Annotated in this window: 13 protein-coding genes; 3 read left to right on the top strand and 10 right to left on the bottom strand. The window is 57.5% G+C overall.

Annotation, left to right across the window (positions count from 1 at the left end; genetic code table 11):
- Window positions 1-769: 769 nt before the first annotated feature.
- Genes tcuB through D1823_RS11255 form a run of 3 tightly spaced genes read right to left on the bottom strand, consistent with a single transcriptional unit; the run spans window position 770 to window position 3,925 of the window.
- Window positions 770-1,849, bottom strand: a complete 1,080-nt coding sequence (tcuB, locus tag D1823_RS11265; RefSeq protein WP_117870008.1) for a tricarballylate utilization 4Fe-4S protein TcuB — start codon at window positions 1,847-1,849, stop codon at window positions 770-772.
- A complete protein-coding gene (gene tcuA, locus D1823_RS11260; protein WP_117870006.1) occupies window positions 1,839-3,233 on the bottom strand; it encodes an FAD-dependent tricarballylate dehydrogenase TcuA in 1,395 nt (464 codons plus the stop codon). The genes tcuB and tcuA overlap by 11 nt, the downstream gene beginning before the upstream one ends.
- 11 nt (window positions 3,234-3,244) lie before the next feature.
- Window positions 3,245-3,925, bottom strand: a complete 681-nt coding sequence (locus tag D1823_RS11255; RefSeq protein WP_117870004.1) for a GntR family transcriptional regulator — start codon at window positions 3,923-3,925, stop codon at window positions 3,245-3,247.
- A gap of 78 nt (window positions 3,926-4,003) precedes the next feature.
- Here D1823_RS11255 and D1823_RS11250 point away from each other — a divergent pair, with 78 nt between their 5' ends.
- Window positions 4,004-5,068, top strand: a complete 1,065-nt coding sequence (locus D1823_RS11250; RefSeq protein ID WP_117872859.1) for an AbrB family transcriptional regulator — start codon at window positions 4,004-4,006, stop codon at window positions 5,066-5,068.
- Here D1823_RS11250 and D1823_RS11245 read toward each other — a convergent pair.
- The 5 genes from D1823_RS11245 to D1823_RS11225 all read right to left on the bottom strand — a co-directional run bounded on the left by D1823_RS11245 (window position 5,037) and on the right by D1823_RS11225 (window position 10,596).
- A complete protein-coding gene (locus tag D1823_RS11245; protein ID WP_117870002.1) occupies window positions 5,037-6,017 on the bottom strand; it encodes a D-2-hydroxyacid dehydrogenase family protein in 981 nt (326 codons plus the stop codon). The genes D1823_RS11250 and D1823_RS11245 overlap by 32 nt on opposite strands.
- Window positions 6,014-6,250, bottom strand: coding sequence for a hypothetical protein (locus D1823_RS11240; protein ID WP_117870000.1), 237 nt, complete (start codon window positions 6,248-6,250; stop codon window positions 6,014-6,016). Before D1823_RS11240 ends, D1823_RS11245 begins: the two co-directional genes overlap by 4 nt.
- A gap of 50 nt (window positions 6,251-6,300) precedes the next feature.
- Window positions 6,301-7,389 carry a 4-oxalomesaconate tautomerase gene (locus D1823_RS11235; protein ID WP_117869998.1) on the bottom strand — a complete coding sequence of 363 codons (1,089 nt, stop codon included), beginning with the start codon at window positions 7,387-7,389 and terminating at the stop codon, window positions 6,301-6,303.
- Window positions 7,390-7,399: 10 nt separating this feature from the next.
- On the bottom strand, window positions 7,400-9,430 hold the full coding sequence (locus D1823_RS11230) for a tripartite tricarboxylate transporter permease (protein ID WP_117869996.1): 2,031 nt from the start codon (window positions 9,428-9,430) through the stop codon (window positions 7,400-7,402).
- A 77-nt stretch (window positions 9,431-9,507) separates the two neighbouring features.
- The gene (locus D1823_RS11225) at window positions 9,508-10,596 is read right to left on the bottom strand and encodes a tricarboxylate transporter (RefSeq protein WP_117869994.1); all 1,089 of its coding nucleotides are present in this window, start codon (window positions 10,594-10,596) and stop codon (window positions 9,508-9,510) included.
- Between the two features lie 139 nt (window positions 10,597-10,735).
- Between D1823_RS11225 and D1823_RS11220 the strand changes: the two genes are divergently transcribed.
- Entirely contained in the window at window positions 10,736-11,404 is a 669-nt protein-coding gene (locus tag D1823_RS11220; RefSeq protein ID WP_117869992.1) for a response regulator transcription factor, read from the top strand.
- On the top strand, window positions 11,401-12,768 hold the full coding sequence (locus D1823_RS11215) for a sensor histidine kinase (RefSeq protein WP_254683718.1): 1,368 nt from the start codon (window positions 11,401-11,403) through the stop codon (window positions 12,766-12,768). Before D1823_RS11220 ends, D1823_RS11215 begins: the two co-directional genes overlap by 4 nt.
- Window positions 12,769-13,139: 371 nt before the next feature.
- Here the strand turns inward: D1823_RS11215 and D1823_RS11210 are convergent, their stop codons facing one another.
- Together D1823_RS11210 and D1823_RS11205 are read right to left on the bottom strand one after the other, a co-directional pair.
- Window positions 13,140-13,535 carry a nuclear transport factor 2 family protein gene (locus tag D1823_RS11210; protein ID WP_117869990.1) on the bottom strand — a complete coding sequence of 132 codons (396 nt, stop codon included), beginning with the start codon at window positions 13,533-13,535 and terminating at the stop codon, window positions 13,140-13,142.
- A gap of 389 nt (window positions 13,536-13,924) precedes the next feature.
- The gene (locus D1823_RS11205) at window positions 13,925-15,895 is read right to left on the bottom strand and encodes a pyridoxamine 5'-phosphate oxidase family protein (RefSeq protein ID WP_117869988.1); all 1,971 of its coding nucleotides are present in this window, start codon (window positions 15,893-15,895) and stop codon (window positions 13,925-13,927) included.
- Between the last annotated feature and the right edge of the window lie 162 nt (window positions 15,896-16,057).

Raw genomic sequence — 16,057 nt, 5'->3', positions numbered from 1 at the left:
ACTTGCGAACGAAGCGCCAACTCGCTGCACATCCTCCAATGACCGCTTTGAATACGTCAAGGTTCGAGAATAGAGTTGCCGCATTAGGGACATTCTTTTTTGATCAACGTCAGGTGATGGAATATCGCACGAAACGAAACTGGAAGTCAGAGTTCCGCGAAGGCCTGAAGTGGCACTTGAAAGACTTCATACTAATGGCAGCCTTCGTCATAGGCTGCGCAGCCGTAGGTGCCGCGCTGGGCGGGGCGATATGCGCATTCTTTGGGCTCCCCTTGTTCATTGGCATAGTTGCCGGCGCATTTGTATTTGAATTATTCAGCTTCAGTTTTTGGCTTCTACGGCGCCGCCGATAAAAGGCAAACCAAACTCTCCGAAACCGACTTTCAAGAACGCTGCAGCATCCGGGGCTTTGGGCTCAGAGCCGACTTGCGGCGGCGCAGTAGTTCAAGTCTGAAGAACAATCCGAAAGCGGCCATTTCCAAAGATGGTATAGTTCTGCGTTTTCAACTCAGTGCCACGATGTGAGGACATTCGCAGGTTGGAAACGGTCACCAGTTGGGTCGAGCCGGAACGGCGGCAGTGAGCCCAGAGTGCCAAATGCTGCGGTTGGCCCAAATACCAGCGAAGCGTGCGTCGTTGCCGTTGGTCGTGCAAGGGACGGTCCATTCCAGACGTTGACTGCCACTCGAAGTGCTGCAACGCAGAGTTCTTCACAATCATATTTGATCCTATTGCATGTTCTTTCTGCTCACACAGACGCGACGAGCTGTTAACGGACCACGGACACATCTCTTTTCCGTTGCGCGTCCCGGATCAGCGCCGCTAATCGGTAAAACCCATGTGCCATTTTTGAGTAGGGCGTCAGCAGGAAGAAGGTCAGAACCGATCCGAGGTGGATGGCCAGCAGCGCGGGCATCAGTGCCGTTGAAACTAGGGCAAAAAGAACCAAACCGCTGAACCCAACAAAGCCCAGCAGCAGGATGACACCAATATCGCCGCCCCAAGCCGACGGGTCCCCCAGATCCCGGTCTGACTTTTGCTTAAGCACAGCCATCGCACCACATCCCACCGTCAGCAGCAGCCCCCCGGAAATTCCGAACAATTTGGGCAAAGACCAGAACCCGTAAGGCGCGTGCAATCCGAAGACGTAGTGCATGACCGTCGCCACCGAGGTCGACGCAAAGCACAACAGGAACCCATACATGATGGCGTGGTGGATGTGGCGTCGTGCCTGACTGAAACGGTCTTCGTCCTCGAAGTTACAGCCCTCGCCGTGGCCTGCGGCCAGATCCTGCATCTGGCCCGCGTGTTTGAACGCGGCCATCAGATCAGACACCTGGATCGGTTTGCCGTCGACCTTGAACCAATAGTGCCGAAGGCTGATGGCTATGCTGAACAGAGGCAGCAGGAACGCAGGCGCGAAGATCGCAACCATCGCGTTGTGCGACAGGACGGCGTAGAATCCCCCGCCTCCACTAGAACCGATGGCGCGGATGGCCCAGAGCAACATGGCAAATCCGATCACAAGCGCCAGGGCGATGGCCCCGCCATGCGTGTGAAACCGGCGCGCCAGCGGCTGCGGCCAGGCGAAGTTTTCCCAGCTATTGCGCCGCACTTCGGCCAGCGCCTTGGGCAAGTTCAGGTCGAACTCGTGCGGCGCCGTGTACTGGCAGGCATAGTAGCAGCCCCGGCAGTTGTGACACAGATTGGCCAGTTGCGTGATATCCCCATCCGAGAACGCGCGTTCCGCATGCAGGGAGGGGAAGACCGAGCAATAGCCTTCGCAATATCGACATGCGTTGCAGATCTCTGCCTGACGGCGGGCTTCCTGAATAAGATCAGTTTGCATAAGCGGCGGCCTCACGTCCTGCGATGCGTCCAAAAACAGTTCCGATGGTCATGCCGAACCCGGCCAAGTAACCTTGCCCAAGGATCGACCCGACCATGGTCTCGCCTGCGGCCCACAGGTTTTTGATCTTTCCGTTTGAGGTCGAGCACTGGGCCGCCTCATCAACCTTCAGCCCAAGATAGGTGAAGGTCACACCGGTGCGCAGTGAATAGCCATACAAAGGCGGTTCGGTAATTGGGCGCGCCCAGTTGGTCTTAGGTGGTGTCAGACCCGAGGTCGCGACCCCGTCCAACTCGGTCGGATGAAACCCGCTGGTGTCACCGCAAGCGGCGTTGAATTCGCTGACGGTCGTTTTCAATTTGTCCGCAGGCAGGTCCATCATCCCGGCCAATTCGTCCAACGTCTCCGCCTTTAGCGGCGGGAACACGGACGGCATGAACAGGTTCAACGACTTGGCGTCGATGATCACATAACCCACCTGATCCGGTTGGGCTGCCACCAATCGACCCCAGATCGCGTAGCGCTTGGGCCAGACATCCTCGCCTTCGTCATAGAGTCGCTGGGCGTCCTTGTTCACGACGATGGAAAATGGCACGCAGTCCAGACGGGTGACGATGCCGCCGTCGAATTTCGGCGCACGCCCGTCAATGGCAACAGCGTGGCATTGGGTCGGATCACCGACGCTATCGACGCCTTGGTCCAGCAGATCGGCCAGCACCACGCCCCTGTTGTAAGGAGTACCCCGGATCAGGAAGTTCTTTGCGGGCTCACCCCAGGCCTTAGTGAGCCAATCCGTATCCGCCTGAAACCCACCGGAGGCAACGATGACCGCTTTGGGCGCAATGCGATGAGACTGACCTTCGTAGGTGTAATTGACCCAATCGATCTGATCACCATTCAGTTCCAAATGCGTGACTGCGGCCTCATACAGCACATCAACGCCCAGCCCAGCCGCCGTCCGATAATACGCGTTTACCAGAGACTTACCGCCCCCCATAAAGAACGCATTGGTCCGCGCCAAAGATAAAGTTCCCGACAAAGATGGCTGAAACCGAACCCCGTGCTCTTCCATCCAGGGCAAGCATTCCTCGGAGGTACGGATTGCAAGGCGGGCAAGATGTTCGTCGGTTTTTCCGCCGGTGACCTTGAGCAGATCCGAGAGGTATTCGTCTTCGCTATACTCCTCGATCAACGGACCCAGAGGAGATTTGTGCATGCACCGAAAGTTACGCGTGTGACGCGAGTTCCCACCACGATAAGGTTTCGGAGCCGTTTCGAGAATCAGAATGCGGGCGCCTGCTTCAGCGGCGGTCATCGCGGCACAGAGCGCAGCGTTGCCGCCGCCAATCACAACGATATCGTAAGCTTCCTTTTGGGTGGCCATATCCTGTCCACCTATTGATGTTCGTCGGTTGTTCGATCGCGTTCCTGCAACGCACGGATGCGCATACGTTGCGCCGCCTGAATATGCGCCCGCATTTCTGTTTCGGCCGCTGCGCCGTCGCGGGCCTTCAAAGCCGCCATAATGCGCCGATGCTCGGCCACCGCAGCCTCGGCCCGATCACTATCCAGCAGTTGAGACGGCCCAAGGATCAGCAGCGCCTTTTGCAGCGACAACATGGATTTCGCCAGAAACCGATTTTTGGCCGCATCCAGAAGCGTCGCGTGAAAAACCCGGTTGAGACGCGCTGCGTCAGGTCCCGTGCCTGCCTCTGCCAGCCGGTCATTCAGAACCTCAAGCTCATCCAGTTCGACATCAGACGCCGCGCGGGCTGCCAGACGGGCCGCTGTCCCTTCAAGCACCGCGCGCATCTCATAGAGTTCCATGACCTCGGCGTAATCCAGACTGCGCACAGTCGCGCCTTGCCGTGGCACATGCGTGACCAACCCGTCGGCCTCCAATTGCCGGATCGCCTCGCGTACAGGGGTGCGGCTGACTCCCAACCGTTCGGACAGCTCGACCTCGCGAAGACGTTCGCCAGGCAGAAGACTGCCGTCTCGAATCTCCTCCAGCAACCGCTGATACGCAGAATTGCCTTGCGGGCCGGGCTGTAAGGGGTCGTCCTGAATGGTCATAACGGGCTCACTTGTCTTATTGCGTCCAGATGTATACAGTTGGATGCAAATCGAGTCAATATTGTCGGAACCCGCACCTTGCCCACCCAGAACAAGACACCTTCTCTGCTGACAAAGCGGGCCGTGACGCTCGGCTTTGCCGTTCTGGGCACGGGGGTATTCTGGGCGCTGAACCTGCCGCTACCCTTTCTGTTCGGGCCAATGAGCGCATGTTTGATTGCAGCGCTTGCGCATGCACCGATGGAAGGCTTTGGACAGGTCTCCGTCGCCGCCCGCACCATACTGGGCGTGGCAGTAGGGGCGTCGATTACGCCGGCTCTTTTTACCCAATTGCCCCAAATGGCCGCGTCGATTGCGCTGATCCCGTTCTTCATCTTGCTGATCGCTTTGGTAGGTGTGCCATTCTTTCGCAAGATCTGGGGCTTTGACTCCACAACGGCTTTCTACGCAGCTATGCCGGGCGGTTTGCAAGACATGATCATCTTTGGCACTGAGGCGGGGGCCAATCCGCGTACCTTGTCCTTGATCCACGGTACGCGCGTGCTGATCATCGTGACGTTGGCCCCCTTGTTCCTCGCCGTGTTCTATGATGCCCAACTCACCAATCCGATTGGCGAGCCCGCGCACAACCTGCCAATAAATGAATTAGCGCTGATGGTTCTGGCCGCCTTTGTCGGCTGGAAAGGCGGGGAGCGGATCGGCTTATTCGGGGCGTCAATCCTGGGGCCAATGATCCTGACGGCAGCCTTGTCACTGGGCGACTTCATTCATACCCGACCGCCTCGCGAGGCCATCCTTGCAGCGCAGTTTTTCATTGGCTGCGGGATTGGAGTGAAGTTTGTTGGTGTTACCTGGGTCGAGTTGCGCCGGGTAGTGGCAGCGGGCTTCGCCTATGTCATTGTCCTCGCCGTCCTGGCAGCCGCTTTCACCGCCGTTGTCACGACCTTGGGACTGGGCCAACCTGTCGAGGCGTTTCTGGCCTTCGCCCCTGGTGGGCAGGCAGAGATGACGGTGCTGGCCATCGTCTCGGGCGCGGATCTGGGCTTTGTGATCACCCACCATCTTACAAGGATCGTGTTGGTGATCATCGGTGCGCCCATCGCCGCAAATCTTATTCTGCGCTGGTCCAAACCTCGGGGTTGATCATGTGGATCGGAGCACCTTCGGCATAGGCGTTCACCTGATCGAAAATATCAGCGAATTGCAGGCCGAACTCATCCTCGGTGACGAAGCCGATATGTGGGGTCGCGATCAGGTTGGGATGCGACAATAACGGATCGGTCGTATCGGTCAGTGGCTCGGTATCGAACACATCAATGGCCACCTTGCCGGGGCGACCGGCGTTCAGCGCCTCAATCAAAGCGCCCGGAGCGATAAGCCCGGCCCGCGAGGTGTTCACAAACAGCGCCCCCGGCTGCATCTGTGCGAAATCCGATGCGGTGATGATCTCGCGCGTGTCCGGTTTCAGGCGCACATGGACTGAGACGACATCGTTGTCGGCAAAGAACGCTTCACGGCTGGGCGCGACCAGCGCGCCATCCGCCTGCGCGCGTGCCCGACCTTCCTCAGACGACCACCAGACAACATTCATCCCGAACGCCTCGGCATAACCCGCAACGGCGCGGGCAATGCGACCATAGCCATAGAGCCCCAACTGACGGCCCCGCAGCGTTTTGCCCACACCAGCCTGCCAATGCCCCGCTTTGACCGAGGCCATTTGTGCGGGCAAGTCGCGCATCCCAGCCATGATTAACGCCCAAGTGAGTTCGGCTGCGGCGTAGGACGGCGTCCCACCATGCATGTTCGAACACAACAACATTCCGTGTTCTGTACAGGCCTCAACATCGACATGAGGATAAACGCTGCGCTGGCTGATCAGTTTCAGCTCCGGCAATTTCTCCAGCAAGGCGCGAGTGATTTTGGTGCGTTCCCGGAACAGCACCAGCACCTCTGCATCCTGCAACCGCTCGGCCAGAACGTCAGTGTCTTCGACATGATCCGTCCATACCGTCACCTCATGACTGATGAGTTTTTCAAAGCACGGCAGGCCACGCAGCGTGTCAAACCAGTCATCCAGAATATGTACGTTCATCGGCTTTCTATACCCTGACCGTAGGTCAGCTTTCTTGGGGTTGGTACAAAATGCGGAGCGTCGAGGGCGGCCAGCGCGTTCCGGACGCGTTCGCTTTGGTCCAGCAGATGGTTGAACTGCTCATCGCACCCAGCGATCGGTGTCGGGTACTCTGCCATATCCCGCCTTAGGACCGCTTGCGCCAACCTAAGTTCCTGACGCGCGATAGCGAGGCATTCCGAATAGTCGTCCATCGTATCCTCCAATATTGTATACCGTCGTATACCTAATAGATGGCACCTGATCAACTTCCATTCCAAACAGATTGCGGCACATAAACATGCCCGTCCGCCAACTTGCGCGCGGTCCGTACTAGGCCCGCCGCGTCCACGGAGAACCCGTCAGTGGTGGAGAACTCCACCAGCACGTCGATTTCGCCGGAGGCGTGCTCCAGCACGACTTCAGCCGGACTTGCAGTGGGGCGATCCAGCAAACCGTCCGTGACTGTGCCAGGCGTCAGCGCGCAGGACGCCATGCATTGCGCGCCGGTGACCGCCATGGTCGGGTGGGTCTTCCACGGCATGAAATACCGCACCGCAAGCGTTCCGCCCTCTCTGGCAGGCGCGATGAGGCCGAATTTGGGAGTGACCGATTTGGACACATCCCCCATACCCATCCGATCCCCGGCCTCAATCCGAACAGCCTCCATCCGATCAAAAAAAGTGTGGTTGGCATCCAACTCCTCGGCGCTTTCATAGCCCGTCAGCCCGAAGTCTGCGGCGCGGGCGATGACCATCGGCATTGCAACATCCATGCAAGTTAGTTCAACGCCCTGAACGGTATCGCGTAAGTTGCCCGTGGGCAGGAAAGCTCCGGTTGCCGAGCCCACCACACCCATGAAACTCAGCTGCACCGGCGCTGAATGGCCGGGTACACCAGCGATCTCCGCATCGCCCTCATAGGTCAATTCGCCCTCGGGTGTATTCACCTTGGCCACGACCCGAGCCCCCGTATTGACGGCCCGAATGCGGATCTCAGTTTCATCGCCCTGTGGTACAAACAGTCCCATTTCGATGGCCGCAGGGGCAACGCCGGACAGGATATTGCCACACGTGGGCTTGAAATCGACCAGTTTCTCGTCGACCGAGACCTGCGCGAAGAAATAGTCGATATCGGCCCAGTCATCCTCACTGACCGACAGCATCGCGACCTTCGTGGTCACCGCCGCGCCGCCGCCGATACCATCGATGTTCAGCGACTGCCCGGAACCAAGGGCGGCGACCAGCACCTCGGCCAGCGTGTCCAAATCCTCGGGCAAATCTGAGCGGCGGAAATACGGACCTTTCGAAGTGCCGCCACGCATGAAGATGTAAGGGATCGCAGTTTGGGTCATTTTGGATCCCTCACTTCAACGGCCAGGGCAGGCTGACCATGTCTTGCAACAGACCCGGCGGGAAATCGCGGTTCAGCGCACCGGCCATCAGGCACATGAACCCAATGCCGCAGGCGGTCAGGATCAATGTCATCTGCCAGCTGGACCCGGCGCGGATACGGAGAAAGGCGATCAGGAACCCTATCAGGGCGAGGATGAAGCCCACCACCCACGTGGCCGCGATCAAACTGGCGAACCACGCCAGAGTGGACCACAGACCGTGGGGTGCGCTGGCGTCTTCACCGGCGATTTCCTTGTCGGCAAAGATCACGTCGCCTTCGGGACGTCGCATCATCTGGATCAGAAGGATCACGCAACAGAATAGCGAGACGCTGCCGATAACCAGCGGGATGATCTTGTCGGTCATGTTGTAGTCGGGGATCATGTTGGCGTTGACCAAAGCGACGATCAGATAGGCCATGATCACCAGCAGAAAGATAAGCGGCGCGCGTTTGGTACCGGCCTGAACATCACCCTCGGCCATGATCATCTTGGCCTGCCGGATACCCAGAATGACCGAAACAACCGTGACCACGATCAGCACGATGACGATGGGGCTGAAGACATATTCCATCCCCTCGCCAAAGCTTTTGCGGAACCGGAATGAGGCGATCTGGAACGCCTGATTGGTGAACTTCTCGACCGGGTTCGACAGTACGAAGCCGATCAGAAAGGCCGGACGCGACCAGTCGAACCGACGCAGAAAGATGCCGATCAGGCCGATCACGAACAGGGCCAGCAGGTCTTCGAAGTTCTGTCCGGATTGAAAGGCCGCGAAGCTGATCAGCATGAACAGGAACGGGGCCAGATAGGTGAACCGGATCGTGGTCAGCTTGGCGATTCCGCCCGAGGCTGCGATGCACAGGATCGTGCCCACTACGTTGGCCAGCGCCAGCAGCCAAACGATCGAATAGGTGATGTCGAGATTGTCCTGGAGCATGCTCGGACCGACTTCGATATCCCCCGACCCCAGCAGAGCGACTGCACCGATAAAGATCGCCATCGATCCTGAGCCGGGGATGCCGAACAGAAGCGTCGGCACCAGACCGCCGCCTTCCTTGGCGTTGTTCGAGCTTTCCGGGCCGATGACACCGCGCACTTCGCCTTTACCGAAATTGCTTTTGTCCTTGGTCGTTTGAACTGTATGACCATAGGCAATCCAGTCGACAACCGAGCCGCCGAGGCCGGGGATAACCCCGACGATCACTCCGATTATGGAACAGCGCACCGACAACCAGATGTTCGCAAACCAGTCTTTGACGCCATCCAACCATCCAGCGCCCAACGAAGCGCCTTTGGCAATAGACCGATCCTGCCGTAGCAGCGAAACGATCTCGGGTACTGCAAAGATGCCCAGACCCACGATGACCAGCTTCAGGCCGTCCGTCAAATAGGGAATGTCATAGGTTGCCATCCGCAGCGATCCGCCTGCGTCGGCCTCGCCAATTGTGCCAACCATCAGGCCCAGACCGGCGGCGGCGACGCCTTTCAGCGGGATCCGCCCGGCCAGAATAGCGACCATCGACAGGCCGAGAATTGTGATCATCAGCATCTCGGGCAAGCCGAAGGCCAGAACGATAGGCCGCGCAATCAGGATGAACATGGTCAAAAAAGTCGCGCCGACCAGCCCACCGAATAGGGACGAGGAGAAGGCCGCCGAAAGCGCCCGCGCAGCCTCGCCCTTTTTGGCCATAGGGAAGCCGTCCAGCACCGTGGCTTGCGAAGCAGAACTGCCGGGAATGCCCATCAAGACTGAAGCGAAGGTGTCCGAGGTCGGCACCACCGCGACCATACCGATCATCAGGGCCAGACCCAGGATCGGGTCCATGCCAAACATGAAAGGTAGCAACAGCGACAGGCCGGCAATGCCTCCGAGACCCGGGAAAACGCCCACGGCCAGCCCCATGACGACGCCGAGCACAAGATAGCCCAGAACAATGGGTTGCAGGATCAAACCCCACGCGTCGCTGAGCGCAGGTAGAGCGGTGGCGAAAACCTCCATAGCGGCCGCCTTTCATTAATTGTAACTTGTTGGAAAACGCACGCCCAATATCCAGGCGCGCGCCGCGGTGTCCGGGCTTAGTTCAGCTCGACACCATAGGCCTCTTTCAGCCAGTTCAAGACGTATTGCTTGGCGTTGTCGTCCACATTGGTCGCCGTTTGCAGCGCCGCTTTCGAACCATCGCCGACAAACACAGGATACTTACCAACGCGTTTAGAGGAAATATCGGCAAAATCACCCCGCTCGGTCACGGCTTGGAACGCTGCGGTATATGCGTCGACCACTTCCTGTGGCGTGTCACCGGGCAAGAACGCCAGTTTCTGCACAGGGAACCCTGCCACGAAAAACGCTTTCCAAGCATCCCATGCCTCTCCGCTGGTTTCGCACCCTTCGGTGGCCGCGCAAACCTCTTTGAAAGTTGGGATATCCGGGAAGGTCGGATCGCGCACGATGTTGCCATCCGCGTCCAATGCGCCCCATGTCATCATCGGAACGGCCTGACCAGCTTCGACTAGCGGGGCCGAACCGCCCAGATAGCCCGAGGACGTCTGGTAATCGATATTGGCCTCGCCCCGCTCGAACATTAGGCGGCCATCTCCGCGGCCCTTGATGCCAAAGACCGGCTCAACATTCATGCCCAGCATCTGCCAGGCCAGCAGAGGCACAAGGTCCAAACGGGTTGCACCCTGCGAGCCGTAGATGAAGTTGGTGTCTTTCAGCGCATTGGCGGAACCATCAAACTTGGCCCCATCTTCGGGGTTCAGATACGCAACGCCACCTGTTCCCGACGCCATGACCGGAATCCAATCGTTGTATTCATAGCGTACGCGCGGATCGCTCAGCAGATACGGGAATTGAGTCGAACCGGAGGTGCCAAACAGCAGCGTACCATCATCATGGCTTTGCTCCTGGAACCAGTTTGCGCCTTTGGTCGAACCGGCGCCCGGCATGAATTTCACAACCACAGTCGGTTGACCCGGCAGTGCTTCGGACAGAAGCGGCGCAAAGAAGTTGGCCCATTTGGCCGACCCGCCCGTTTCTGAGAACGGAATGACCCATTCGATGGTCTTGCCTGAGAAATCGACTTCGGCAGCGGCAGGTGCGGCGACTCCGGCGGCGGCGATCAGCCCCACGACGGCGCGACGGGTAAAGTTGGAAATGGCCATTGGTTCCTCCCTGTTGACCAGACAACCACGTCGGCGCTCCCCGCGCCACCGTGATCGCAAATAGAACTGCGGGGTTGATTCCCCCTCCCATCTGGCAATCATGGAACGCCAACCTTGCGCGAAACTTGCAGGAGCCCAAATGCGGATCGTCATCGTCGAGGATAATGAAACCCTCGCCAACGCCATTGCTTATCGCCTGCGGGATCGGGGCCATGCCGCCGACGTGCTGACAGATGGCGATGCCGCCGATCTGTATCTGGAACAGGAAGGCGCGGATCTGATTGTTCTGGACATCAACCTGCCGGGTCGGTCAGGTCTTGAGATCTTGCGGTCGCTGCGCCATCGGGGCGACAGTGCGCCTGTCATCCTGCTGACCGCGCGCACCGATACCAGCGATCGCGTATCGGGCCTGGATATGGGCGCAGACGATTACCTTGTGAAGCCCTTTGAGATGGATGAGCTTGAGGCCCGCATCCGCGCGCTGTCCCGCCGCAAACAACTGGATTATGGCGCGCGAGAGACCATCGGAGATCTTGAGTTTGACTGTACCGCCCGGCAAGTGAGCGCAAAGGGCCAAGTTCTCGATGTGCCGCGTCGGGAAATGGCTGTGCTTGAATGCCTGTTGGAACGGCGCGGCAGGATCGTCCCCAAAAGTCAGTTGACCGACTACGTCTACGGCGTGGGTGCCGATGTCGACGATTCAGCCATCGAGCCGCATGTGTCACGACTGCGCAAGCGCCTTCAGAAATTTGGCATCCGGATCAAGACGGCCCGTGGTCTTGGATATCTGCTTGAGGTGCAAAAGTGATCCGGCACCGTTCGCTCAGGCTCAGGCTGTTCATTCTGATCCTGACGCCCTTGGTACTGCTCGCGATCCTGCTTGGATACTGGCGTTACACGGTCGCCCAAAAGACGGCGCAAGAGTTATTTGACGACAGCCTGTTGTCTGCCGGTCTGGCCATTTCACGCGATGTGGCGGTGTCCGAAGGCGATGCCCTGTCGCCCACCACGCGCAGCTTGATCCGCGACGCATCAGGCGGAGAGATTTTCTATCACGTGACCGGACCCGGCGGCATCTACGTCACAGGGTATGCATATCCTCCGGCCGCTGCAAACCCGTCTGAGCAAGACGCGTACCAGCCGAGGTTTTTCGAGGCTATCTATCGGGATGAGCCGGTGCGCGTATTGAAAATGACCGAGCGTGTCACACTGGGTAACCTAGTGGGCGATGCGACGGTAACAGCTTGGCAACGCGTTGCTGACCGCAACGCCTTTGCCAACGAACTGTCGATCCGCGCGGCGATCCTGATGGGTATCCTGCTGGCCACCCTTGCTTTTGTAGTGTGGTTTGGGGTCGCTCGCGGGTTGCGGCCCTTGCTGGATTTACAGGATGCGATCGACCTACGCTCACCTGACGACCTGAGCGAAATCAAACGCCCGGTCCCGGTCGAGGTTCTTGGCATTGTTCAGACCTTGAACCGGCTGTTTGGACAGGTCGAGCACAGCATCAACGCCCACCAGGTGTTTATCTCAGAAGCCGCACATCAGCTGCGAAATCCGGCGGCAGCAGTTCAGTCCATGGCCGAGGCGTTGCGGGATGCAAAAACGAATGAGGACAAGGACAAACGGATTATCGAGCTTGTGTCGGCAGCAAAAAACTCCGCCAAGGTGGCCGAACAGCTATTGTCGTTGGAGCGGTTGCGGCAGCCTACGCATCAGGATCAGATGGACAAGATTGATTTCCGTGCGGTTGTGGAAGAAGCCTGCGCGGACATGGGTGTTCATATCCTCGCAAAAGGGATCGATTTTGAAGTCTCAATGCCAGAACCGACAATATTGGTCTTGGGAGATCGGGTCTTTTTGGCAGAGGCTATTAAGAACCTGCTGGATAACGCGGTTAAGCACGGCGGCGCTATACTGAGTCGAATTTCAGTTGTGCTGCGCTGTGAAGGAGGGGACGTCAAGCTAACTGTATCCGATGACGGAACCGGCCTTTCACCCGACCAAAGCGAAGCCGTTTTCAGTCGGTTCTCGCAGCTGGAATATTCCGAAGGTAGCGGTTTAGGGTTATCGATTGTCTCAGCTGTAGCGAAGCGCCACGGAGGAGTGGTCGCGATCAACCAAGTCGAAAAAGGAGCAAGCGTTACGCTTCAGCTTCCCATAGCCCCGTAGTTCGTTTCTATTTCTGCTTGGAGCCCGAGACCTGTCACAATCAAAGCGAATTTTTGCGATTGCAGCGAATGACCGGTTTCCAACCCAGGTGCCGGGCACGGCGGTCTTGATACGTCTTCACCAGACTTTGAAGCCTCTTGCAGCGAAATTGCGCTTGGTCCGCAAACCGTGAGTTCGACTCGATCTCGGTTTTGCGCCCGCGGCGAATGTCTCATCTGACGGGCCGCATCGCAGCAAAGATGCCTCTCTGTCAACGGCAGTTTTGGGCCGTCCCCCACAAGTGACTTCGTATCGCGACGGGAAAGGCTGCGCTGACCAGAGGCCACCATTGACCCCAAAATCGACCGCTAGTGTGTTTGCGATTTGAGCGGTTACGTCCCTGAAACCTGACGATCGTAATCTGCGCCGTCATACCACCCCAGCGACTTGGTCACGTTTAGATTTTCATCGAGGTCCCACTCTTCCCAACCCGAAAAGCGAACTTTGTTTCCTGTATCTTTGTGCTGGCCTTCGAACGTCCATGCGTAAACCATGTGATGATCGGCTACGAGAACAGTATCGAGGTTAAGCACTAGGTCGGGGAATTCAGTCATGAAACCGGTCGCCATTTCACCGATCTGCGAGCGACTGTTCATCGGTTCGCCACCATTCATAATCATCGTTGTATTTTCCGAATACCGACTGGCGACTTGATCCGGAGCCTTGTTCGTCCAGGCATCACAATGATCTTGCGCCAATTTTCGGGCTGTTTGGATATCAGGCGTCATGGCTACGTCCCTCAGTGATTATTCGTTCCGAAAATTCTAATTGGGACCTTGAAGGTGAACAAGCTACCGCATGAAAGCTGCACTATGGCACGTTCGATGTCGATGGTGCAGGAGCCAACCACCTCATCCGATCCGGGCCGTCCATGATACCGCTCCTGGTATCCCTCAATTCACATGCTGCGCCGCCTCCGAGGTCTGGTTTGAGCCCTACCTGTGAATTCGGTTTTCTCGCTGCGCGCGCATGCAGCGCGGGAACTGCTGCGTCAGTGTAAAATTTAGTGCTGCCGCGCGGTGGATAAATCAGCCATTCGTACATACTGCAGCAAAAATCTGGTTCAGAATTCACTAACTGCGGGTAAAAATGGTCATTGGCTTTGTGAATTTTGTAATCAGAAGACGAAGGACTCGCGATGACGTCTCCCTTCTTCGACGCCTAGTTTAGTGAGCGCTGCTTCGCTCCACGTCATTAGCGCATCGGGTCCGCACATATAGACTTCTCGCGTGTTGAGTGCGGAGATGGATTGGATATCTTCAATCTGCGCGCGCCGTTCTTCGGTCTGCAGCGCATCCTCAGAAAATGCTAGACGCAGATCATCCCTTGCAGATTTTGCGACCAATGGGTCATCTCCGACGCTTTGAAACGCCACAATGCGAAGTTTCACACTGGCTGGGACAGGACCAATTTGCCCGGCAAAATGCTCCAGCACTTTGATGTCATCACCACGACCAGAAAACAGGAGGACGATGTCGGTCGATGTTTGCGGGTGAGCGTTCGCCAACTGGAGGATGCCGTCCCACATCGCCATAAATGGGGTAATGCCAACACCGCCGGCGATCCACAGAACCTTTGATGGGATATGTGGAGGCGTGTCTTTGGCGCCTTGCGAAAAGCAGGTGAACCCCGCGCCAGACCCTCTGAATTCAATCGGCAGTCTGTCCTTGATCAGTTTTTGGGCATTGTTATGTAGAGCATTCGACATCAAGCCGCCCGGTTTACGTTTGACAGTGACGCTGACCTGATGGGTCGCGGCAAACGCATTTCTTTCTGCCGCAAAGCTGGGCGCATTCGAAAGCGTCCAGGTGCGCACGAAGTCCTCGTTGACAAGCTGAGGGTTAGCTTCGTTCATGTGGCTGTACCCCGTGTCCAGAAGCCCAGAGAAATCGAAAACACCAAACCCACCCGGCAAAGGTGAGTTGATCGGCTGTGACAGATCGAAGTTGAAAGTTGTGATACTTTCAGAAAGCGGTTTCGTCGAAACAAGAGTGGCAGTGATTGGGGTTGCAGTCTCGTGCGCAACGAGTGCATGCCCCATCTGTTCCAGTTCCTGACGCAAGGGCTTTACCGGCGGATTATAGGGCGAGAAATGCTCTTCCGACATGAGCCTGAGGTTCAGGCCGTCTTTCACAAAAACCGCCCCTGTAACTTTGATGCGCGTAAGCAGGCTGACCCGCGGCATGAGCGCTGGCGCTTCATCATCCATCAGGTTTTCGGCCTTACCCGTGACATAAAGGACATGACCCGTGGTGAAGTCTGGAAAGACAAGGCCGACCTCTGGGTCAGTCTCAATGTTGCCCAAGGACTGATAGAAGCGATTGCCGGAATAGTCGGGCAAAACCAGATAGGTAGTGATATCGTCGCCATCGGTTTCTTCGTAAATGCGGGTAAAACCCGGTGCACCGCCACGATGATTTACCCCCATATCCGTCTTCGTGCCAGTAGCGGTTTCATCTCCACTGTGCTTTGTCGCCAGAAAGACCGTGCTGGCCTGATCCACGACCGCCTTGGCCGCATCCGGCAAAGCAGTTGCGTGGCTGTCAAAGGAATCATGCACCAGTTCAGCGGCGCGCTGTTCATGCGCCAATGCCCGCACGGTGATGTACTTGGGGCAGTTCCCAAGGTGTTGATCAGACTCCAGTTGCAGGCTGATTTTTCCAGTCTCTTCAACAGATGCAGAGCGAATTCCCCCTGCGATTTTGTTCCGTCGACGGTTGCGGAAGTCGACCCCTACTCCAGCAAAGAGCCGTTGTTGCCGCCCAGACATTGGGTCCTGCTTCAAAGAGCGGGCAAAGGGATCGAAAGCGTTGCTTTCGGCGAAGACGTCCATCGCATTGTGGCCCGAAATCTTGATGCCGACCGACGGATCGCTCTCTGACTGTGTGACCAGCAGGCTGACCCACGGTCGCCCGTCGCGATCCAGCGTCGCCAGCGGCAAGTAAGACAGGCCCGCAAAGAAATCCGCGTGCTGCTGCGGCATGTCACTGTCGATGTACCGAGGAATGGAGTCGATCAGCTCTTTTGGTGTCTTGCGCCGCTTTTGAAGCAACAGCTCACCCTTGTGAGATTTATGTATCCGAACCATCCCGTGCTCCGTTCATCCGTTTGACAATCAGTTGTATTGCAATGCTTCCGCTGACGCCTTCCATTGGATCTGTGGGTCTGGAAGGCGTTAGCGACTTTTCGTGCTACGGCGTCAGAGCTATAGCCCCAGATCGCTTAGACCCGGATGATCATCAGGGCGGCG

The sequence above is a fragment of the Ruegeria sp. AD91A genome (assembly GCF_003443535.1).
GTDB lineage: Bacteria > Pseudomonadota > Alphaproteobacteria > Rhodobacterales > Rhodobacteraceae > Ruegeria.
This window is presented reverse-complemented; position numbering and strand designations above follow the sequence as displayed.